The organism is Paenibacillus sp. FSL H7-0756 (genome assembly GCF_038006765.1).
Lineage (GTDB): Bacteria > Bacillota > Bacilli > Paenibacillales > Paenibacillaceae > Paenibacillus_AQ.
In genome coordinates this window covers 622924-643974 of sequence record NZ_JBBOVT010000002.1, presented here as the reverse complement: position 1 = coordinate 643974, position 21051 = coordinate 622924, and the positions used below count along the sequence as shown (strand labels likewise).

18 protein-coding genes and 1 other annotated feature are annotated in these 21051 nt (G+C 48.7%); of the genes, 16 read left to right on the top strand and 2 right to left on the bottom strand.

Going from position 1 to position 21051, the window contains the following annotated elements; genetic code table 11:
- Positions 1 to 40 precede the first annotated feature (40 nt).
- Positions 41 to 1267: a macrolide family glycosyltransferase gene (locus NST04_RS19635; protein WP_341185733.1), complete on the top strand. Its 1227-nt coding sequence runs from the start codon at positions 41 to 43 to the stop codon at positions 1265 to 1267.
- A gap of 56 nt (positions 1268 to 1323) precedes the next feature.
- Positions 1324 to 1755 carry a DUF4259 domain-containing protein gene (locus tag NST04_RS19630; RefSeq protein ID WP_341185732.1) on the top strand — a complete coding sequence of 144 codons (432 nt, stop codon included), beginning with the start codon at positions 1324 to 1326 and terminating at the stop codon, positions 1753 to 1755.
- Between the two features lie 118 nt (positions 1756 to 1873).
- Here the strand turns inward: NST04_RS19630 and lpdA are convergent, their stop codons facing one another.
- Positions 1874 to 3250: a dihydrolipoyl dehydrogenase gene (lpdA, locus tag NST04_RS19625; RefSeq protein WP_341185731.1), complete on the bottom strand. Its 1377-nt coding sequence runs from the start codon at positions 3248 to 3250 to the stop codon at positions 1874 to 1876.
- A gap of 163 nt (positions 3251 to 3413) precedes the next feature.
- On the opposite strand from lpdA, the gene NST04_RS19620 reads away from it, so the two are divergent.
- From NST04_RS19620 to NST04_RS19610, 3 genes are all read left to right on the top strand, one after another.
- Entirely contained in the window at positions 3414 to 3998 is a 585-nt protein-coding gene (locus NST04_RS19620) for a TetR/AcrR family transcriptional regulator (protein ID WP_341185730.1), read from the top strand.
- A gap of 53 nt (positions 3999 to 4051) precedes the next feature.
- Positions 4052 to 4295, top strand: a binding site (T-box leader).
- A 69-nt stretch (positions 4296 to 4364) separates the two neighbouring features.
- Positions 4365 to 6221 (top strand): alanine--tRNA ligase, encoded by a 1857-nt coding sequence (locus NST04_RS19615; protein WP_341185729.1) that lies wholly within the window; start codon positions 4365 to 4367, stop codon positions 6219 to 6221.
- A 337-nt stretch (positions 6222 to 6558) separates the two neighbouring features.
- Positions 6559 to 8022 (top strand): 4-hydroxyphenylacetate 3-hydroxylase family protein, encoded by a 1464-nt coding sequence (locus NST04_RS19610; RefSeq protein ID WP_341185728.1) that lies wholly within the window; start codon positions 6559 to 6561, stop codon positions 8020 to 8022.
- 33 nt (positions 8023 to 8055) lie between these two features.
- On the opposite strand, the gene NST04_RS19605 is transcribed toward NST04_RS19610, so the two are convergent.
- Positions 8056 to 8730: a FadR/GntR family transcriptional regulator gene (locus NST04_RS19605; RefSeq protein ID WP_341185727.1), complete on the bottom strand. Its 675-nt coding sequence runs from the start codon at positions 8728 to 8730 to the stop codon at positions 8056 to 8058.
- Positions 8731 to 8946: 216 nt separating this feature from the next.
- Here NST04_RS19605 and NST04_RS19600 point away from each other — a divergent pair, with 216 nt between their 5' ends.
- From NST04_RS19600 to NST04_RS19550, 11 genes are all read left to right on the top strand, one after another.
- Entirely contained in the window at positions 8947 to 9903 is a 957-nt protein-coding gene (locus NST04_RS19600; protein WP_341185726.1) for a sugar kinase, read from the top strand.
- A gap of 30 nt (positions 9904 to 9933) precedes the next feature.
- Positions 9934 to 10599, top strand: a complete 666-nt coding sequence (locus NST04_RS19595) for a bifunctional 4-hydroxy-2-oxoglutarate aldolase/2-dehydro-3-deoxy-phosphogluconate aldolase (RefSeq protein WP_341185725.1) — start codon at positions 9934 to 9936, stop codon at positions 10597 to 10599.
- A 3-nt stretch (positions 10600 to 10602) separates the two neighbouring features.
- Positions 10603 to 11751 carry a galactonate dehydratase gene (dgoD, locus tag NST04_RS19590; RefSeq protein ID WP_341185724.1) on the top strand — a complete coding sequence of 383 codons (1149 nt, stop codon included), beginning with the start codon at positions 10603 to 10605 and terminating at the stop codon, positions 11749 to 11751.
- A gap of 389 nt (positions 11752 to 12140) precedes the next feature.
- Positions 12141 to 12596, top strand: a complete 456-nt coding sequence (locus NST04_RS19585; protein ID WP_341185723.1) for a GNAT family N-acetyltransferase — start codon at positions 12141 to 12143, stop codon at positions 12594 to 12596.
- A gap of 158 nt (positions 12597 to 12754) precedes the next feature.
- A complete protein-coding gene (locus tag NST04_RS19580; RefSeq protein WP_341185722.1) occupies positions 12755 to 13522 on the top strand; it encodes an ABC transporter ATP-binding protein in 768 nt (255 codons plus the stop codon).
- The gene (locus NST04_RS19575) at positions 13509 to 15440 is read left to right on the top strand and encodes an ABC transporter permease (RefSeq protein WP_341185721.1); all 1932 of its coding nucleotides are present in this window, start codon (positions 13509 to 13511) and stop codon (positions 15438 to 15440) included. Before NST04_RS19580 ends, NST04_RS19575 begins: the two co-directional genes overlap by 14 nt.
- Positions 15441 to 15453: 13 nt before the next feature.
- A complete protein-coding gene (locus tag NST04_RS19570; protein ID WP_341185720.1) occupies positions 15454 to 15822 on the top strand; it encodes a YxeA family protein in 369 nt (122 codons plus the stop codon).
- A gap of 22 nt (positions 15823 to 15844) precedes the next feature.
- Positions 15845 to 18043 (top strand): M1 family metallopeptidase, encoded by a 2199-nt coding sequence (locus NST04_RS19565; protein ID WP_341185719.1) that lies wholly within the window; start codon positions 15845 to 15847, stop codon positions 18041 to 18043.
- A gap of 69 nt (positions 18044 to 18112) precedes the next feature.
- On the top strand, positions 18113 to 18826 hold the full coding sequence (locus tag NST04_RS19560) for a response regulator transcription factor (RefSeq protein ID WP_341185718.1): 714 nt from the start codon (positions 18113 to 18115) through the stop codon (positions 18824 to 18826).
- Entirely contained in the window at positions 18823 to 20238 is a 1416-nt protein-coding gene (locus NST04_RS19555; RefSeq protein ID WP_341185717.1) for a HAMP domain-containing sensor histidine kinase, read from the top strand. The genes NST04_RS19560 and NST04_RS19555 overlap by 4 nt, the downstream gene beginning before the upstream one ends.
- A gap of 344 nt (positions 20239 to 20582) precedes the next feature.
- Positions 20583 to 21050 carry a DinB family protein gene (locus NST04_RS19550; protein ID WP_341185716.1) on the top strand — a complete coding sequence of 156 codons (468 nt, stop codon included), beginning with the start codon at positions 20583 to 20585 and terminating at the stop codon, positions 21048 to 21050.
- Position 21051 lies beyond the last annotated feature (1 nt).

Below are 21051 nucleotides of genomic sequence, written 5' to 3'. Positions count from 1 at the left end.
ACGAAGAACGGAGGAAAAATTGCATTGGGAGGGAGATAGAATGGCACGTGTATTAGTGGTCATTACTCCGGCTGAAGGCCATGTGAATCCGTCGTTAGGATTAGTTACCCAGTTGATTGACAGTGGAGAAGAGGTTGTCTATGTGTGCGTGGAGGAGTATCGTTCCCGAATTGAACAAACCGGAGCCTTGCTCATAACCTATCCATTTCCGCAAGATGCCTTTTCTCATGATCCCGTGTTGAAACCGCAGGAGTACATTCATCCTTATCAATTCATTTATATGATGGTAGGCGGTATCATTCAGAGGATTATACCCGAGGTGTTTCGAGTGATCGGCAATCAAAAGTTCGATTATTTGATTTTTGATTCACTGATGGGCTGGGGAGGGACTATTCTTGCAGAAAAACTAGGGATTCCCGCCGTATGTACGATTGCTTCCTTTGCTTTCGTTGATCCGTTGGGGACTGGCGAAGGCATGAATGAGCAGGAGATGGATACGAATACGATGGAGCTGTATGAGGCTACGATGAAGATAACACGGGAGTTAGCGCAAGAGTATCAAGTGAGTCTTCCCGCCATGGAAGAAATCCCGGCACATACAGGCCGGTTAAAGCTTGTGTATACAAGCCGTTATTTTCAGCCGCATGCAGAAAAACTGGACAATCGTTTTATTTTCACAGGTCCTTCGATCATACCGCGTCAAGATGCTGAGACTTTCCCGTTTGAGCTGCTTCGTGAACGTTACCCGCATACCGTGTACATTGCTATGGGTACTATTTTAAATAAAAACTTGGATTTCTATCAACTTTGCTTTGAAGCATTTGGGGATATGCCGGTGAATGTGGTTCTATCTTCAGGGAGATATACGGATATGGAGCCGCTGGCTGATCAAATTCCCCCTAATTTTATCGTCGTGCCCTATATTGCACAGCTCGATATGCTACAGCATACGGATGTTTTCATCACACATGCCGGAATGAATAGTACGAGTGAGGCGCTATATTACAACGTTCCGTTAGTAATGATTCCATTAACGTCGGATCAGCCTCTTGTAGCCAATCGGGTACAGGAGTTAGGGGCGGGTATCTCTTTAAATAAACTCAACCTCAGTGCAACGGATATGAGAGAGGCATTGTCAGAAGTCCTAAGCAATCCATTCTATAAACAGCAGGCTTGCCTCATCGGTGAATCTTTACGGCAATCCGGCGGTTATAAGCGGGCCGCCGAAATAATTATGAGTCACATGGCTGTGATTACTACTATTTGACCTGCATTGGACACGCTCTATATAATGAAGAGACGAGAGTGACAGGGGGGCATCGAATGGGAGCATGGGGAATCAAAGCATTGGAAAGTGATGAAGGGCTGGATCTGGTGGCGGCGATCGAGGACTTGCTTCCTCGTGACACATTGGATTTGGGTGAGTTGATGGCGAAGTTTGGTGAGGATGACTTCCTTTATGACGGAACAGTGCTCGCCCTCGCGGAGCTGTATATCGAGTTTCAAGAGAATGGCAGTTTGGATTACGATCATGAGGAGGAAGAACGCACCTGGACGCAAGTACGGGCGTTCACGGCCGATCATTCCGCGCTGGGGACTTTGCTGGAGCATTTGAACGTGATTTGGACTGACATTGAGGGGGAGTGCGAGGGCGATTTGGCGGAACTGTGGCGGGAATCGTCAAGCTGGGACGAATGGCGGGCACATGTACAGCAGCTCATTTCCAAGTTGGAGGCGCGGCTTGCCAAATATTAGTAGTAGGATGATTGAATGTAAACAAAAGCGCTGCAATCCGAATGATAGGGTTGCGGCGCTTTTGTTTAGTTGATTTTCCGATTCGCGGCTGATTTGCTTCTGATACTGTTTTTGTTTGTTATAGCCTCCGTTGGGCCTGTTCTGCGGCCTCCTTGACAATTTCGCCTAACGTTGGATGCGGGTGGATGGTCATGGCTATATCTTCTACGGTTGCCCCCATCTCAATCGCAAGGGAAAGCTCCGATATAAGCGTAGATGCTTCAGCGCCTACAATCTGTGCACCTAATACAAGTCCAGACGCAGCATGAGCAACAATTTTGACAAATCCTTCGGTTTCCTTCAGAGCCAGCGCACGGCCGTTAATAGAGAAGATAGATTTTCCAACGATAACAGGAATGGATTTGTGTTTACAATCCGTTTCGCTAAGACCAACGCTCGTAATCTCCGGGTGAGAAAACACAACCAGCGGAAGAGCTTTGTAGTCGATGACAGAGGGTTTACCCGCAATCGCTTCTGCTGCAATTTTTGCTTCATATGAAGCTTTATGGGCCAAGGCAGGGCCTTGAACAATATCTCCAATGGCATAGATATTCGGAATGGATGTTCTGCACTGCTTGTCAATCTCGATCAAGCCTTGCGGAGTAGGGGACAAACCAATCTTTTCAAGACCCAAGGTTCCATCTGTATTCGGTTTTCTGCCAACCGTAATTAATGCATATTCAGCTTGAACAACATGGTGTTGATCCTGACGCATATATTGTAGATCAATGTGACTCGTATATGGGTCTGCTCCTGTAACCTTAGCTTCCGTTAGGATTGTTATCCCGTCCTTCTTCAGTTGACGAACGACAGGTGCAACAAGCTCTGCTTCAAATCCGGGTAAAATCTGTCTACCCCCCTCGAGTATCGTAACTGCGGTTCCAAATCTCGCAAACATCTGCCCCAGTTCCACACCAATATAACCGCCGCCAACTACAACGAGGCTCTTAGGAATGTCGGCCAGCGATAGCACCTCCGTGGATGAAAGAATCCGTCCGCCGAAAGGAAGCGCGCTGATTTCAATCGGACGGGAACCGGTTGCCAGGATGAGATGCTTAAAGCCCATTCGGCGCTCAATCTGTTCATTGTGATGAATTTCAACGGTATTCGCATCTATCAAGCTGGCTTCTCCTTCAATAACAGTCACACCTGCCGATTTAAGTAAAAACCGAACCCCTCCAGACTGCTTATCCACCACAGCTTGCTTAAACAACTGCGCCTCCTGAAAAGAAGAAGCTTCGTCAACAGCGTACCAGTGTCTGCGCAAATGAATACGCTCCGCTTCAGCAATCAGCGCTTTGGAAGGAATACAGCCTACATGCGTGCATACCCCTCCGATCTGGTGGCGCTCCACAAGGACTGTTGTCATGCCCAGTTGTGACGAACGTAATGCAGCCACATAACCGCCAGGTCCCGATCCAATAACCAGGGTATCTACAGCTTCTAATGAGTTCATGATGGGTACCTCCAAGTTATAATATGTTAATCATAATATATTATAGTCATCATATTTTAGAAGAGTCAACACTCCATTACCAATTGACATTAAATAATATGATAAATATAATATTTCAAAAGACATTCATAGATACAGACTTATACAAAGGGGAGGGAGCAGGATGCCTTATCCGAAAGGGCACAAGCTCAAAGTTCGGAACCATATCATTACCAGCGCAGCCAAAGCATTTCGCACCCACGGCGTGCGGAATATCAGTCTTCCGCATATTATGAAAGGTGCTGGACTGACGCACGGAGGATTTTACTCCCATTTTGAAAATAAAGATCAGCTTGTGATGGAGACCTGTCATTTCGCCATTAGTGACACCATTGAAATGCTGCAGAGAATTGCAGACCATAACAAAAACGAAGATCAGACGCCGCCGATTGAGGCCGTCATTGATTTTTACTTAAGCCCCCTGCATCGGGATCAGACGGAAGCCGGTTGTATCTTACCTGCTTTATCGGGGGAAATTTCCCAGCTATCGGCAGATATCAGGCAAGCCTACACACAAGAGCTTCAACGTTTCATCGCATTTATTACAAATATGGCTGGGATCGATCCCTCAAATGGTTATGCATTGGTAAGCAGTATGGTGGGTACCGTTGCACTGGCACGGGCAGTTAGTGATACGCAGCTCAGTGATGCTTTGTTACAGGCCAGTCGTATGCAGGCTAAGCAGATGGTAAACGCCGGCTCCAGGTAACTCATTAATTGACGAAGCAAGCGGATTGTGCTAGCATTGCTTTAACTTAAAACGAAAAGGCTATGATGAGAAATAGTAACTATTAAGGATCTCACAGAGAGAAGATGGTTGATGCGAATCTTCATTGATCTAATAGTGAAGCAGTCTCGGAGCTGTGGACCGAACAGAGGAATCTTAGTAGGCTTCAACGGAGTTCCACCGTTATTCAGGAAACAGTATCGGAGTAATCCCGTACTGATAGAGCGCAGAGCAATCTGAAGTTAGGTGGTAACACGGACATAATCGTTCGCCCTAAGTTGACAAGTAATATGTCAGCTTAGGGCTTTTTTGTTTTAAGCATAAATAATATTGGATGGAGGTATTAGAATGACGCCAGATGAATTGAGACAATCCTATGTTGATTTTATGAAAGGAATAGGGGCTAGCCAAGTGCCTTCTTCTAGCTTGTTACCGGAAAATGATCCCTCGACCTTGTTTACAGGAAGCGGCATGCAGCCGATGGTTCCCTTTTTATTGGGGGAAAAGCATCCGGCCGGTAATGAGATTGCTAATATTCAGAAGTGCTTGAGAACAGTGGATATTGAGGAAGTAGGCGATACGTCGCATCTGACATTTTTCGAAATGATCGGCCGGTGGGAGTTCAAAGCAAATGAACATAACTATAAGCAAAAACAAATCGATGCCATTTGGAATTGGCAGATCATCGAATTAGGAATGGATCCTGCCAGGCTGTATATCAGCGCTTTCGCAGGAAGTGATGAACTGAATATACCGAAAGATACGGAAGCCATTGAGCTCTGGTCAGCAAAATTCAAATCCGTCGGGATAGACCCTATCATTGAAGAGGATCCCTGGCAATACGGGGCATCTAGAGGCGGGAAGATTTTCTTATACGATGAACAAGAAAACTGGTGGAGCCGGGCCGGAAGTCCGCTTCAGATGCCGGTTGGTGAACCGGGTGGGCCTGATAGTGAAATGTTCTATGATCTTGAACCGGACGGTGATTCACTGGACCATCCTGCTTCTGAAAGCGACAGATTCCTGGAAATTGGGAACAACGTATTTATGTGTTACACCAAAGGAGACACAGGATTTGTTAAAATGCAAAATCCCAATCTGGATTATGGAGGCGGATTAGAAAGGGTGGCTACAGCCCTTAATGGGGACAAGGATATATATAATACAGCTTTCTTCCATAACCCCAAGAAAAAATTGATGGAGCTAAGCGGTAAATCCTATACGGACGACTTAAAGTCCTTTAGAATCATACTGGATCATGTGAGAGCAGCTACTTTTCTCATTAATGACGGTGCGGAGCCAGCTAATAGTGATGCAGGATATATAACAAGAAGGCTATTAAGAAGGGCAATTCGTGCAGGTAAAAAAATAGGGATACAAGGAAGCTTTGCGGGTCAGTTGTCTGAAGTTTATATAGATGAAGCTACAGCTTATGAAGATTTAATCCGCAATAAAAAGAAAGTCATCGAAATCGTAAATAAGGAAGAGAATCTTTTCTATAGAACGTTACAGCAGGGAGAATTTGAAATACAGAAACATCTGAAGAATAAGGGTAACGTTACGGGTGCAGATGCATTTTATTTTTACGAAACCTATGGATTCCCCTTGGAGTTGACGGAAGAGTACCTAACAGAAAGTGGATATGGCATGGAAGACAAGGCGTCTTATACTGAGGCAGCAAAAAAACATGCTGAAATGAGCAGAACTGCTTCTGCGGGTAAATTTAAAGGTGGCTTAGCTGAACATTCCACAGAAACAACCGCGCTGCACACGGTATCTCATTTGTTGCTTGCTGGTTTAAGGGAAGTGCTAGGTGATCATGTCCATCAACAAGGAAGTAATATTACTTCCGAACGATTACGGTTTGACTTCAACCACGATGATAAACTTACACCCGGGCAAATAGCTGAGGTGGAGAAGTATGTGAATGATGCGATTGCATCGAAAGCAGTTACCTCTATTGCAGAGCTGCCTAAGCTTGAAGCGAAAGAAAGTAATGTGGAGGGTAACTTTTGGGATAAATACCCGGATATCGTTAAGGTATATACTATCCAAGATCACGAAGGGAAGGTGTGGAGCCGGGAAGTATGCGGAGGACCTCATGTAGAAGATACCACAAACTTAGGAACGTTCCGTATTACAAAAGAACAATCTTCTGCTGCTGGAGTCAGAAGGATTAAAGGAGTCATTGTCAGTAGACAATAACATAGTGCGGCCTATGCTGAAATCCTGCACGAAATGCAACAAATCCAGCGCTAACTGGCTCTCTGCAACGGAATTTGTGCAAATAATGCAACATTGTACCGCAGCCAGCAACAGTTATAAAGAAATCCTGCAAAATGTGCAACAATACTCTCCGCTACCCTGCGGTTGTCTGAGTATTGTCCGCTAAAGAGCTTACTCAAGTCGTTGAAATAGATGAAAAAAAGTAAATGTTTGAACATGGACAATGTACTGCTTTTAACACCACCACATATTTTACAGAAACTGTATTAGTCAATTTGGCTAAACCGTTGAATGTTCATGAATGGGGTGGTGGGCCATGGCAGTTAAGAGCGGCAAGGAATATATCGAGCGTATCGACCGCCAGCAGATCAAAATATGGTATCAGGGTAAAACCATCCAAAGGGCTTTATCCAGCCATCCCGCCTTCAACGGATTAATGAAGACCCAAGCTGAAATGTATGATATGCAGCATCAGCAGAAAACCATCGAACAAATGACCTTTCAAACCGGGACGGACGGGGAGCGCTACGGACTTTCCCTCCTGGCCCCGAGAAGCAAGGAAGACCTGGTCCGCCGGAGGATCATGATGGAATTGTGGGCCGGGAAGCACCACGGGTTTTTAGGGAGATCACCCGATTATATGAACACGACGCTGATGTCTTTATATACCGCTGCGCATCTGTTACAAGAATACAATCCGGAATATGAAGATAATCTTAAAAAGTACTATGAGTACTGCCGCAGCCAGGACATTACCTTATCCCACGCATTTATTCAGCCGTTTGCCAGCCGGTTGTCCGAAGTGGTGGACGAGGTGGAGGATTCCATTACAGCTAAAGTTGTCGAGCACAAGGAGAACGGAATTGTGGTAAACGGTGCTTTTATGATGGCTACGCAGGCAGCAACCTGTGATGAAATACTGGTGATCCCTTCACCTCTCCCTTCCATGCTGGAACAGGATAATCCATATGCCTTTGCTTTTGCCGTTCCCAATGATCTGGAAGGGATGACCTTCATTTGCCGTGAGAGTTACTCAGGCTCATCTCCATATGATCATCCGCTGAGCAGCAGATTTGAAGAAATGGACGCCATGGTGATCTTCGATCACGTCTTCATCCCACGCAACCGTATCTTTTACTTAGGGAATCAAGAGATTGGAGAGCGGCTATTCAACGAAGGGAATTTTCACAGCCATGCCGGCCATCAGGTGCTTACACGCTACATTGCCAAGACGGAATTTCTGCTCGGCCTGATCTCTAAATTGTCAGATGAACAGAATATCGCTCTCGAAGCGGTAACGATGGAGCGGATATCCCGGATTTTGACCATGCTTGAGAATTTAAAAGCTCTTCGCCTGGCTTCCGAAATGATGGCAGAACCGGATGCCAAGGGTTATTATGTGCCGGCCCACAAGCCGCTGATTGCGGCTACGATGCAGTATTCCTCTTTTTATCAGGAGATGCTGGGTATGCTCCAGGACATCAGCTCCAGCAATCTGGTGATGCTTCCTTCCGAGACAGACCTGGGATCTGATGCCGGCGGCTTTATCCGTCTCTATCTTAAAGGACAGGAGTCATCCGCTCGCGACCGGATTTCTCTTTTCCGGCTGACCTGGGAACTGGCGGTCAGTCCTTTCGGCGGCAGACAGAAACAGTTTGAACGCTTTTTCTTCGGAAACACCCGCGCCCTTACTTCCCGGATGTATAACGTGTACAGTCTTGATAAATACAAGGCGATGATTGATGAATTTCTGCAGCGTGGAGAAACCCGGGTCTTTTAAAGACTCTGGGTTTCTTTTGTATTCCGAAAGAAGCTACTGCTTAAGGGTGGTCAGCATACTTTGAATATGGCTTTCCATTAGCTGCCGTGCTGTTTCGCTTTGCCGTTCCTCGATGGCAATGGCGATCAGAACATGGTAATTGGAGGCCTTGGTCCGCATATTGGGCAGCGTATTGGTTTGCTTGCGCCCTTCAGCCAGCAAGGGGAGAATCGAATTCAGCATCCGCGCCACCACCGGATTGGCTGCCCCTTCGGCGATTAACTGATGAAAGGCGAGGTCGGTCTCGAAGAAGGAGCCACCTTCCTCCATTTGCCGCACCATTCGATCTGCCAGTACCCGTAGGCGCCGGATCTGATCCTCATCGGCCCGCTGCGCGGCTAAAGCGGCAAGCTCAGGCTCAATGAGCAGTCTGGCTTCCAATAGGTCCACAATCGAAATGTTATCTAATTCCTCTAAAGCAACCGCCGGATCATCGAGCAAGAGCGGATCGTTTCGTACATACATCCCGCGCCCGTGCTCAATGCTGACATTCCCCTGACTCTCTAATATCCGCAGCGCCTCACGTATTGTAGTGACACTCACAGAGAAATCAACGGCTAGCTGCTGCAGCGTAGGGAGCCGATCCCCTGGAGCCCATTCCCCATCGAGAATTTTCTGCTTCATAATCTCTATTGTTGCTTGAAACGCGGTTTGTTTATTCTGTTTCATGTTTAGCCGTCCCTTTGACTTAGAATACATTCATTCTAGCATAAGAGCTTCGTGACGATAAACAGATACGTCTGAGTCTTGATTTAGTATTGACTAGCGAAGAACAAGATAATATGATCATACCGTAAAGATCATATCTATTTCAAAAAAATGATAATAAAGATATGATCTTTGTGAAGAAACACTATCAGCGTAGAATCCAAAGGAGGAGGGGCAATGGAGGTCGTAACCTTTGGGGAAACCATGGTACTTCTGGCACCGGACCGGATGGTTCCCCTGGAGTACGTGAACGGTTTTCACAAGCATGTAGCAGGAGCCGAGACCAATGTAGCCATTGGGCTTGCCCGTATGGGGCATAGCGCAGGCTGGTTCAGCAAGCTCGGAAATGATCCATTTGGACGCTATATTAAGCAATTCGTAAGAGGACATGGCGTTGATACTTCCGAAGTCAAGGTTACTGCTGATGCGCCGACGGGAGTGTTCTTCAAAGAACAAATATCCCCGGACAAAATACAGGTGTACTACTATCGCAAGCATTCCGCTGCCAGCCTGATGCAAGCGGATGAACTTAATGAGGCATATGTGGGAGGTGCCCGCATTCTGCATGTTACGGGCATCACACCGGCGCTTAGCCCCGAGTGCAGGAAATTAACCTTTCGCGCCCTCGAAGCAGCCAAAAAACACGGTACGGCCATTGTGTTTGATCCCAATATCCGTTGGAAGCTGTGGAACAGAGAAGAGGCTTATCGTGTTCTTAACGAAATCGCGGCGCTTGCTGACTACGTAATGCCCGGCATCGATGAGGGGCAGTTTCTGACAGGATGCAGTGCGCCTGCAGAGATCGCAGACCGGTTGCTGGAATCCGGGGCCGGTGCTGCCGTAATCAAACTGGGCGCGGACGGTGCTTATTACAGTAACGGACACAGCTCTGGAAATGAGCCAGGGTTCCCCGTGAAAAGACTCATTGATCCGATGGGTGCCGGTGACGGTTTTGCCGCAGGCTTTATAAGCGGCTTGCTCCAGGGGGAGGACCTGCCTTCTGCCGTGCGGCGCGGTAACGCTGTAGGTTCCATTGTTGTCGGGGTAAGCGGCGATGTGGAAGGTCTTCCGACCCGGCAGGAGGTGGATTTTCTCTTGGCAGGGGGAGCTGGCATGGAGGATATTATCCGGTAGGTGAGGTACATTCCAAGGAGGAGGAAGGACATGGACAAAGATAGACAGATTGAGCAGCTGATGACCTCCGGGCTGGTCGCCGTCATCCGCAGACCAGCGCCTGAACGGGTGGATGCAATTGCTGCGGCACTGGCAGACGGCGGTGTTGGAGCGCTGGAGATTACAGCCGATACCCCGGAGGTTTACAGGCTGATCGGGGACATGAAGGCGAAATATGGAGATCGCCTGCTGGTAGGAGCAGGTACCGTACTGAAGCTGGCGCAGGCCGAGCAGGCGATCGCGGCGGGAGCCGATTTTATTTTCTCCCCAAATTTGAATGAGGCGATTGTAGAACTGACCTTACAGCATGGGCGAATCTCGATTCCAGGTGTAATGACACCGACCGAAGCGGTCAGAGGGCATGAAGCGGGTGCAGACCTGCTTAAGGTGTTCCCGGGCGGTTCACTCGGTGCCTCCTACATCAAGGAATTGCAGGGGCCACTTGGCCACATCCGCATGATGCCGACAGGAGGCGTGACCCTTGCGAATGTCGGAGCCTTCATTGCCGCCGGAGCCGTTGCCGTCGGTTTGGGAAGCGCTCTCGTAGATCGGGAAGCGGTGGGGCAGGGCGACTACGGGAAGATCACAGAGACGGCCCGCCAATTTGCCAATGAAGTCAGCAAGGCCAGAATGAATAACACAAAAGGAGCCAAATAATCAATGAAAATCACCGGATTTGAGACTTTTATCGTTCCTCCCCGCTGGCTGTTTCTGAAGATTGAAACCGATGAAGGCCTATCCGGCTGGGGGGAGCCGGTGGTCGAAGGCAAGGCACATACGGTGCAGGCCGCAGTGGAAGAACTGATGGATTATGTGATTGGGCAGGACCCCCAGCGGATTGAAGATCTATGGCAGCTGATGTACCGGGGTGGATTCTATCGTGGCGGGGCTATTCTGATGAGCGCGATAGCGGGGATCGATCAGGCGTTATGGGATATTAAAGGGAAAATCTACAATGCGCCTGTGTATCAGCTGCTGGGCGGCGCTTGCCGCAATTCCATGCGGGTGTACTCCTGGGTAGGCGGAGACCGCCCCATCGATGTTGTCAAGGCAGCTCTGGAGAAGAAGGCCGCCGGGTTCACGGCGATTAAGATGAATGCCTCAGAAGAGATGCAGTTCATTGATACACATGACAAGATTTATGCTATCGTCGAGCGGGTCGCCGCCATCAGGGAGGCCTGCGGACCGGAATTCGGGATTGCTGTCGATTTTCACGGGCGGATTCACAAACCGATGGCACGCGGACTGGCCAGAGAGCTCGACCCCTACCGCCTGATGTTCATAGAAGAGCCGGTGCTGCCGGAGAACAATGAGGTACTGCGGGAGATCGCACATCATACCAGCACTCCGATCGCGACGGGCGAACGGATGTACTCGCGCTGGGAATTCAAAAATCTGCTGAAGAATGGGGTGGTTGACATTATTCAGCCCGATCTGTCCCATGCAGGAGGGATCACGGAATGTAAGAAAATATTCGCCATGGCCGAGGCGTTCGATGTCGCAGTCGCTCCGCATTGCCCGCTTGGGCCGATCGCTCTGGCCGCCTGTCTTCAGGTGGATGCAACGTCTTACAATGCAGTCATTCAGGAGCAAAGCCTCGGCATTCATTATAATCAAGGCAATGACCTGCTGGATTATATCACCGATCCTACCGTCTTTGCCTACAGTGACGGTCATGTCCAGATTCCTTCCGGACCGGGTCTTGGCATTACCGTGAACGAGGAGTATGTGCGGAAGATGGCGGAGGACGGCCACCGCTGGAGAAATCCGGTATGGCGGCATCGCGACGGCAGCATTGCGGAGTGGTAGGCTTAAGCAAACCCTAAGCAAATATAGTTCTATTGAAGCCGCTATTTAGCGGCTTTTTTCTTTTTAAGGTACCCATCCCTTGTCCTTGGCTTAAGACAACAACTATAACGGATATTGCATCTTGATGTAGGGAGAGTGAAAGCTTTTCTTTTGTATTTTCACTTTGCATATAAGGCTAACAAGCAGTACAAGCAAATATTAAAAGGTTAATCTAATCGCACCGAAAGATAAATGAACGATTCCAGTCTAACATTTTATTATTCAAAGCTTTACGTTAACCGCGCCAATCTTCATCATAGGGTTGTCAGGAAACCTGCCATCGGAGTAATATGATATACAGAAAGTTAACAGGTATAGTTCATACTTAATATTAACTAGGAGTGGTAGCAGTGAAGATTCTTGTAGATGATTTGAGCGGGGGACAAGTGATTGGATTAATTGCAGAACACCTGCAGGGAATGGCCGAGGACTCTCCGCCAGAGAGCATTCATGCCCTTAATCTGGACGGGTTGAAGCAGCCGGAAATAACCTTCTGGTGTGCCTGGGAGGATGAAGAGCTTATGGGCTGCGGGGCGATAAAGGAATTGGACACAGAGCATGCAGAACTCAAATCGATGCGGACCGCCAAGAAGCATTTGCGCAAAGGTGTAGCCAGAAATATTCTTGCTCATATTATCGAAGTAGCCGTAAGCCGCGGATACAAGCGGATCAGCCTGGAGACCGGGTCCATGGATTCATTCATCCCTGCCCGCAAGCTGTATGAAGATTTCGGCTTCACCTATTGTGAGCCGTTTGCCGATTATATCCCGGATCCGAATAGCAAATTTATGACGAAGGAATTGTAGGTTTATTATAAAAATACTTGAAGAATAACCCTCAGGGATGCATTAGAGCCCTGGGGGTTTTTGCATAACTGTAAGGTTGCTGTAAGGTTGGGATGATCATGGTGTAAGGTACGCTTGTTACAATTGGATTTGTCTTCATCAATTTAAGGAGTGACACCATGACAACAATACTGCAAGCCCAAAACGTTACCAAAACCTTTGGCGCCAAAGGAAATAGCTATACTGCGCTGCAAAATATTAGTCTGAGCATTGAAACAGGGGAGTATGTCGGGATTATGGGCCCGTCGGGCGCGGGCAAATCAACGCTGCTGAACATTTTTTCGACCATTGATACGCCGACTTCCGGCGAGATTACGATTGACAACCAAAACATTGTCAACATGAACGAGGAGCAGCTGTCTGATTTCCGCCGGAACAAGCTTGGCTTTATTTTTCAAGACTATAATCTGCTGGATACCTTGACGGTTAAGGAGAACATCCTGCTGCCACTGGCCCTATCCAGGGTTCCCGCAGCGGAAATCGAACAACGGGTTGAGGATATTGCCGATACGTTCGGCATTCGAGAGATCCTCGATAAGTACCCCTATCATATTTCGGGCGGCCAGAAACAGCGGGCTGCCGCATCGCGGGCTATCGTGTCGAAGCCCAGCCTGATCCTGGCGGACGAACCAACCGGTGCCCTCGACTCCAAATCGGCGGCCGGTCTGCTGGAAAGCTTAAGCAAGCTAAATCAGCATAATCAGGCGACAATCTTGATGGTTACGCACGACGCCTATGCGGCGAGCTACTGCAAGCGGGTCATCTTCATCAACGACGGCCAGCTGTTTCAAGAGCTCCATAAGGAAGATATGACGAGACAAGTATTTTTCGGGCAGATCCTTGAGGTTTTGGCGAAGCTCGGAGGAGGTCATCATGACGCTGTTTAAGCTCGCCGGGAGAAACATCCGGCAAAATATCACGAACTATTTTCTGTATTTCGTCTCAATGGTATTCAGCATTGTCATCTATTTTACGTTCGTATCCCTGAAATACGACAGCACCATTCAATCCGCCTCGGACAGCTCGCAGAAGATCAGCTCGGCCTTCAGCGGAGCGGCGGTCGTACTGATTATATTTGTGGCGGTGTTCATCTGGTATTCCAATTCATTTTTCATGCGCAAACGCAAAAAAGAGGTCGGGCTGTATTCGCTGCTTGGCGTCCGCAAAAAACAGATCGGCCGGATGCTGTTTTATGAAAATTTCCTGATGGGCATCCTGGCTCTGATCGCCGGGATCTTACTGGGATCGGTGCTTAGCCGTTTTTTTGTCATGATCCTCATGAAGGTGATGGGGTACGCGGTCGTGGCGGATTTCTCCATTTCCCCGGCTGCGGTCTTGAATACGTTACTCGTGTTCATGATCATCACGCTGATCACATCGGTCCAGGGCTACCGCCTGATATACCGGTTCAAGCTGATTGAGCTGTTCAGGGCGGAGCAGGAGCATGAGAAGGAACCGCAGGCCTCCGCAGGCATTGCTGTATTATCTGTCGTCCTTATCAGCTTCGGGTACTGGCTTGCGCTGCAAAATATGATGACCTCCAAGGCGTGGGACATCTTAGGCTTCCTGTTAACTCCGCTCCTTATTATCGCTTCGGTTATTCTGGGCACTTATCTGCTGTTCAACACGTTGACAGTCAGACTGCTGAAGCTGGCCCGGAATCACAAATCAAGCTATTGGCGCGGCTTAAACCTGATTGGGACGTCCCAGCTGCTGTATCGGATGAAAGGTAACGCCCGGACGCTTACAGTCATTGCAGTACTGAGCGCAACAACGCTGACTGCGGCCGGGACGGCCTATAGCATATATTACAACACCCGGGTGAATGCGGCGCTTGCGAATCCCAACAGTTATATGTTTATTGGGGTGGACAGTACGGTGACAGAAGCAGCCAATAGGGCGGTTGCACAGGCTGAAGGACACAACCTGCTGTACCATGAATCCATCCCGTTCCTTGAGGTGGATGCCGACACCTCCGGGCTATATAAGGATCAAGGCGCAGAGGCGCAGGTGTATACCGTTATATCCAACCGCGATTTCAACCATTTGGCCAAGCTGCAGGGGAGAATTGACTCCTTAAGCCTTGAAGGCAGTGAAACGGCAGCGCTGGAACCAGCCTATCTGCAAGGCCTCTCGCCGGAGTATGCCGGTTCGTCGATCATACTGAAGAGCGGAGGGCTCCGGTCCCCCATCCAATTCAAAACACTAAAAAAATACAGTGTGCTGAACCCTGGAACGGTTTACTCCACTATTGTCGTCAGCGATGACCTGTTTGCAGAGCTTAAGCCGAAGGCCAAAGCGATGACTGCCGAAGCCTATGGTGTCACACATCAGGACAAGGCAAAAGAGCTGACACAGCGGCTGCAAGAGCTTTTACCGGAGGATGCCCGGCTTGCAAGCTATTACAGCGATTATTCAAAGGGCATGGAAGCCTCCGGGCTCCTGATGTTCATGGGCGGATTCCTTGGCCTTGTGTTTCTTGCCGCAACAGGCAGCATCATCTACTTCAAGCAGCTGACGGAAGCGGGCAGCGACAAAGCGCGTTATGTGATTCTGCATAAGATCGGCGTGACCAGGCAGGAAATCCGCAAATCCGTTGCCAAACAGGTGCTAATCGTTTTTGCCCTGCCGCTTGCTTTCGGAATCGCTCATTGCGCAGTCGCGCTGTCCGCTCTGTCAAAGCTGTTGATGGCCAATCTGACCGTGCCTGTCATGATCTGCATGGGGATCTATGGAGGCATCTACCTGATCTATTACTTCTTGACCGTGCACGCGTACTGCAAAATCGTTACCCATACAACCTAAGGAGTGAATGAATATGAAAAAAGGGATTATCGCTATAACGGCCGTTGTGATTGTTCTGGCCGGGCTGGTCGTATTCCTCCAGAACATAAATTTGAACCGGATCGGCGCACAGCCATACTACGTGCAGATTAACCAAGCCGGAAAGAAGGTTGAGGAGACATTAAGCAGCGGGCAGAAGTATGTTTCCTACGAATACACCCAGCAGGGCTACGATTCTAAAGGCAAAGAAAGGGTGCTGGTCTTCACCGCTGCGAAAGAGCTGCGCAAGGATGCTTACCTTCGCATCTATGTGAAAAACAATGACGTCAGCTCCTATCAGGAAGTACAGGGCGGAGAGCTGCCCGAACCAGCGAAGCAAAAGCTTGAGAGTGCCCAAAAATAACAGTTACCGGGGAGAGAATCCAATGTATCCAAAAATAATTAGATCTGTATTTCAGAAAACGCTGGTTTACTCGCTGGCGGTTGCACTGGCTGCCTGTCCGGCGGGCGGAGCGGTCCAGGCGTCTGCACAACCTGCTGCCGCATTAACGGAAAGTGCCGCAAGGGCGCAAGCGCAGGCCCAGGTCCAGTACCGGATCAATGCAAGGCTGGATGAGAAGAATATGCGTATTCAAGGAAGCGAGACGGTCACTTACAGGAACGATTCCCCTGATACGCTGGGGGAGCTGGTCTTCCATACGTATGCCGACGCCAACCGGTCCAAGGCCACGCAAAACTCGATGTTTGAGCAGGATAACGAAGAGATCGGCAAGGATAACCCGCAGAAGAAGCCGGAAGACTTTCTTGGCGACATCGACATCCGGAGTATTACAGCGGAAGGGCAAGCCTTGTCCTTTACGAACAGCCATCAGGCGTTGAGGGTGAGCTTGCAGCAGGCGCTTAAGCCAGGGGAGACGCTTACGCTCGATGTGAACTTTGAAGTAAAGATCCCTTACGGCATGCAGCGCCTGTCCTATTACAAAGACATCATCAACGGCGCACATTGGTTCCCTGTCATGTCGGTGTACGACGGTGAGCAGCATGCGTGGAACACGAAGCCGTACAGCACGTCCTTCGAGAGCGATTATTACGATTCATCGGATTTCGAGGTGCATTTTAACGTGCCGGAAGCCTATCAAGTACTGATGCCGGGCCACTTAACGACAGAAGCCGATCTGAAGGAAACGGGCCGTAAAGTGATAACCGCCGTAGCCGGGAATACGAGAGAGCTTGTCTTTTTTGCCAGCCCGAATTATAAGGTGGAGCGCGTCACACGCGGCGGTCTGAGTGTAGAATACTATTATTTCGACAACATGCCGGATAAGAGCAAAATCGTTAATCAGTATATAGATACGGCGTTTAAGGCCATTTCCTTTTTCAGTGAAAAGTACGGGAACTACCCTTACCCTGAATTCCGGATTGCCGAGTCTTATGTCGAAGGGGTGGCGGTCGAATTCTCGCGGGTCATTCAAATGGGCCTCATCCGGCAGAACAGTGATCCGGCTCATGATTATGTGTTCGTGCATGAAATCGCCCACCAATGGTTTCATGCCCTAATCGGCAACAATTTCGAGACGGAATCGTTTCTGGATGAAGGATTTGCCGATTTTTCAATGGTATATTTCGCGGAAAAGCAAGGGGATGCTATCAACGGGTTCAAGTCGATCCAAATGGATGATTTAACATCAATAGACAAGCCTATCGCCGCAACCAATACGGAAGTGGAGGACTTGGCGAATCCGACGTTCTACGGCAAAGGACGCCAGGCCCTCTACCAGCTCTACCGCATGGCGGGCGAGGACAAATTCGATTCGTTCATGCAGGAATATTTCAAGCGGTTCGAATATAAAAATGCGACGATCCAGGGGCTTCTGCAGACCATTCAGGATACGCTCGGTGCTGAGATGCGAAAGGAAATGGACAAGATTCTGCATGATCCGCATTATGTTCTGAAGCCGGAATATCAATTGTCCGGGGCGGAGATTGCCGCGATCCGGCATGAGCAGTTCAAAGAGCTATACCAGTTCTCCCTGGCCCAAGTCCCTGATCTTCCGGCAGAAACGATGAGCCGCATTGAGCACAAGGCCCTGCAAGGAGAACCGCTCACCATTGTGTTAAGCGAGCCGCTAGGTGCTCTGGCTAACAAACAGCAGCAGACCTTATTAGCGCAGCTGGAGGGATCGCTAAGGATTATGAGCATCCCATACGAGGTCATTTCCAACCGGCAGATGCTCAAGCGTAAGCTGAAAAAGGAGCTGGGCTCCAGCAACCTCATCGCCATTGGCAATGCCAAAGCGAACGGACTGATTCTGGCGCTTAAGCCCGGCATTATCCAGAAATCGAAAGCCATCGGCTTCGACTGGAAAACTAAGATGAACCTAAAAGCAGCTTCGGGCGCATACGTCATTAAGCATCCGTACAATCAGAACCGCCTGCTGCTGCATTTATTCTGGACTGGTGACGCCTTGAGCCGCGATGCGTTTGAGCCCTATGCAAAGCAAATGCTTACTGCATCCAATTTCAGCAGTGATTTCTACCAGTACTACATGTTGGATCGGGCAGGCCGCATCGTTTCAGACCAAAAGACCGGCAACCCGCTGGCGAAGGTTTTCGGCGAAGAATAACCCCAGCCCCTCTGGTAAATAAGGCTATTTCAATATATGGTTATACTCATAGAAAGGGGGCTGAACCCATTGGCGCCAAGTCAGAACATATTGATCGTGGATGACGAGGAGGATATCGTCAGGCTGCTGCAAACCGTGCTGGCCAAGGAAGGCTTCGAGCATGTCTACGCAGGCTTCACCGCCCAAGAAGGCTGGAGGCTGTTTCAGGACATGCAGCCCGACCTCGTCATTTTGGATATCATGCTTCCAGACGGCGAGGGCTATGACGTATGCCGGAGAATTCGCAGTGTTTCAAACGTGCCGATATTCTTTTTGTCGGCCAAAACCGAGGAAATTGATAAAATACTCGGTTTTGCCATAGGCGGTGACGATTATATTACCAAACCGTTCAGCCCGAAGGAAGTGGCTTACCGGATCAAAGCCCGTTTCCGCAGAACGGAGACTGATTTATATGAGAAGAAAACAGAACACCTGCTGAAAGCCGGCCCGTTCGAGCTTGACGAGGATAGACTGGAGCTAAAGAAAAACGGTAAAATGATTGAACTCAAACCCAAAGAGCTGGGTCTTATCAGTTATTTACTGAAGTACCCCAACCGGATCATCAGCAAGGAAAGCCTGTATGACCAGGTGTGGGGGGAAGACTCCTTTGGTTATGACAACACTGTCATGGTGCATATCCGGCGGCTTAGGGAGAAGATCGAGAACAACCCCTCAAGCCCGCAATATCTGGTGACCGTAAAGGGGCTTGGTTATAAGCTTGCCGTGGAGGAGGCGGGACGGTGAAATGGCGGCTGACCGGCAGATATCTGGCTTCCGTCGTGCTTATTGTTATCCTCGTCACGTTCATCAATGCTCTGATGATCATCGGGTTATTCATATACCAGAATTCTGCGACCAACAATCCGATCCGTGAACAAGACAATTCTGCCGAGGCCCTGACCCGCTCGTTTGAACAGCAAATTGTGTTATTCGCATCGGGAATGGATATCACCGCACAGGGGAAGGATGTGCTTGAACGCAATCTGGCCTGGCTTCAGGTGCTGGACGATAACGGCAATCAGGTCTATGGCTTTCATGTGCCGCCGGAGGCCAAGACCAAATATACACCGATGGATATCGTCCAAACCTATAAGTATATGGAAAAGGAGCTGATGTCGACTGTATTTGTCGGAGAGAAGCAAGACAACGGGAAGCGTTACAGCTATTTGATCGGCTTCCAGAACCTTGATCTGGAACGGACTATCCTTACCTATGATACCCGTAAGGTCCGATGGCTCCTTCAGATCGGATTCCTCACCGTGATTGGGGTCGACGGTATCATTGCACTTTGCATCGCTTATCTGTTCAGCAAAAGGTTAACACGGCCGCTTGCCGTGCTCGTTGACGGGATCAAACAGCTGGCCCATAAGAACTACCAGGTACACTACGTAACGAAGGACATTTTCAAGGATGTGTTCCACAATGTCAACAGGCTGGCTGAAGAGCTGCGGGCTAGCGATTTGGAACGCAAACGGCTGGACCGGATGAAAGAGGAGTGGATCGCCAACATTTCGCATGATATCAAAACGCCGCTCGCTTCGATTCAAGGCTATGCGGAAATGATGCGGGACAAGGATTATGATTTTACAGCCGATGAAATGAGGGATTACGCGGAAATTATTGAACGGAAGTCACTGTATGTAAAGGATGTAATTGAAGATCTGAACCTGTCAACCCGTCTGAGAAATAAGGGGATTACGCTTAATCTAAAGACGGTAAACATGGTCAGCCTCGTCCGGAGTGCTGTCATAGACATGCTGAACGATGCCCGTTACGGCAACCGGAACATCCATTTTCAGTACAGCGATGAAGTTATCCTCAAGAAGGTTGACGACATCCTGATACGACGTGCGGTCACCAACTTAATTTATAACGCGGTAGTTCATAACGCTGAGGATGTTTTTATTCATGTAAACGTTGAAAAGATAGGCGGCGATGCGGTCCGTATCCTTGTAGAGGATCATGGAAAAGGAATCCCGGAGGAGGAGCTGGAACGTATTTTTGACCGGTATTTCCGTGGAACCCATACGGGGGAGCTGCATAAAGGCTCAGGCCTCGGGCTGGCTATCGCCAATGATATTGTGCAGGCCCATAATGGAGAAATACAGGTTAAGAGCGAGCTTCAGAGCGGAACAAGCATCGAAATCTTGCTCTAAAGAAACTCAAGGCCTACACCGAGAACATCAATGCGCGATCAGGATGGAGGGGCGAAAACATGCCTGAAGTTACGTTTTACCTGGAAGATCCTGTATCGCTTTCACAAGTTGGGCGAGCGATTGATCTAGATGATCTAGTCGCTCTCCTATGGTTTGTAATACATAATAAGGAAGCGGGCAACGCCGTGATAAATGGCGTTGACCGGTTTTTTAGTCCATAATATTGAACTGCTTATTCTCAAGCAATGTCCTTGACGTAATGAAATATAATAGTTATTATAGATATCTAAAGTCTTTGTTCGGAAGGTTCGTTGTATGAGTAGACTCAAAAGGAGAGAGAGAAGATGGATGTATTCAATGGTCAGTATGAAATGATCCAACGCACAAGGGAATCATTATTTCGTTATTGCGAAACGATGTCCCCCGCAGATTATGTTAAAGAAATAGAAACCTTTGGCGAAGTTTCCATTAGCAGTCTGCATGCTCATGTAGCGGATTGTTATCGGGTATGGTTAGGGATTCGTGCTCTTGGTAAATCACTTCCCAAAATAAACCCGGAATCCGTTGACAGTGTACAGAAAATGCGTGAGATTTTTAAGAACGCGGATGAGCTGGTTTATGAATTTCTAAATGACTTTAAAATCAAATGGGACCCCACCAAACCAACACCCTGGCATAGTGACAGTGTAGAGTTAACCGAATTATGGTTATTTACGCATACCATCACCCACGAATTTCATCATAGAGGCCAAATTGTCAAAATGGGCAGGCAGCTCGGGTATATCCCGCCGAAAATGAACCTCGCTAAATGAA

Excerpts from the sequence above, each read along its gene's own strand:
- NST04_RS19630 (WP_341185732.1), top strand. The coding sequence starts at position 1,324 with ATGGGAGCATGGGGAATCAAAGCATTGGAAAGTGATGAAGGGCTGGAT.
- NST04_RS19635 (WP_341185733.1), top strand. The coding sequence starts at position 41 with ATGGCACGTGTATTAGTGGTCATTACTCCGGCTGAAGGCCATGTGAAT.
- NST04_RS19580 (WP_341185722.1), top strand. The coding sequence starts at position 12,755 with ATGACAACAATACTGCAAGCCCAAAACGTTACCAAAACCTTTGGCGCC.
- NST04_RS19620 (WP_341185730.1), top strand. The coding sequence starts at position 3,414 with ATGCCTTATCCGAAAGGGCACAAGCTCAAAGTTCGGAACCATATCATT.
- NST04_RS19600 (WP_341185726.1), top strand. The coding sequence starts at position 8,947 with ATGGAGGTCGTAACCTTTGGGGAAACCATGGTACTTCTGGCACCGGAC.
- NST04_RS19575 (WP_341185721.1), top strand. The coding sequence starts at position 13,509 with ATGACGCTGTTTAAGCTCGCCGGGAGAAACATCCGGCAAAATATCACG.
- dgoD (WP_341185724.1), top strand. The coding sequence starts at position 10,603 with ATGAAAATCACCGGATTTGAGACTTTTATCGTTCCTCCCCGCTGGCTG.
- NST04_RS19605 (WP_341185727.1), bottom strand. The coding sequence starts at position 8,730 with ATGAAACAGAATAAACAAACCGCGTTTCAAGCAACAATAGAGATTATG.
- NST04_RS19550 (WP_341185716.1), top strand. The coding sequence starts at position 20,583 with ATGGATGTATTCAATGGTCAGTATGAAATGATCCAACGCACAAGGGAA.
- NST04_RS19595 (WP_341185725.1), top strand. The coding sequence starts at position 9,934 with ATGGACAAAGATAGACAGATTGAGCAGCTGATGACCTCCGGGCTGGTC.
- NST04_RS19615 (WP_341185729.1), top strand. The coding sequence starts at position 4,365 with ATGACGCCAGATGAATTGAGACAATCCTATGTTGATTTTATGAAAGGA.
- lpdA (WP_341185731.1), bottom strand. The coding sequence starts at position 3,250 with ATGAACTCATTAGAAGCTGTAGATACCCTGGTTATTGGATCGGGACCT.
- NST04_RS19610 (WP_341185728.1), top strand. The coding sequence starts at position 6,559 with ATGGCAGTTAAGAGCGGCAAGGAATATATCGAGCGTATCGACCGCCAG.
- NST04_RS19570 (WP_341185720.1), top strand. The coding sequence starts at position 15,454 with ATGAAAAAAGGGATTATCGCTATAACGGCCGTTGTGATTGTTCTGGCC.
- NST04_RS19565 (WP_341185719.1), top strand. The coding sequence starts at position 15,845 with ATGTATCCAAAAATAATTAGATCTGTATTTCAGAAAACGCTGGTTTAC.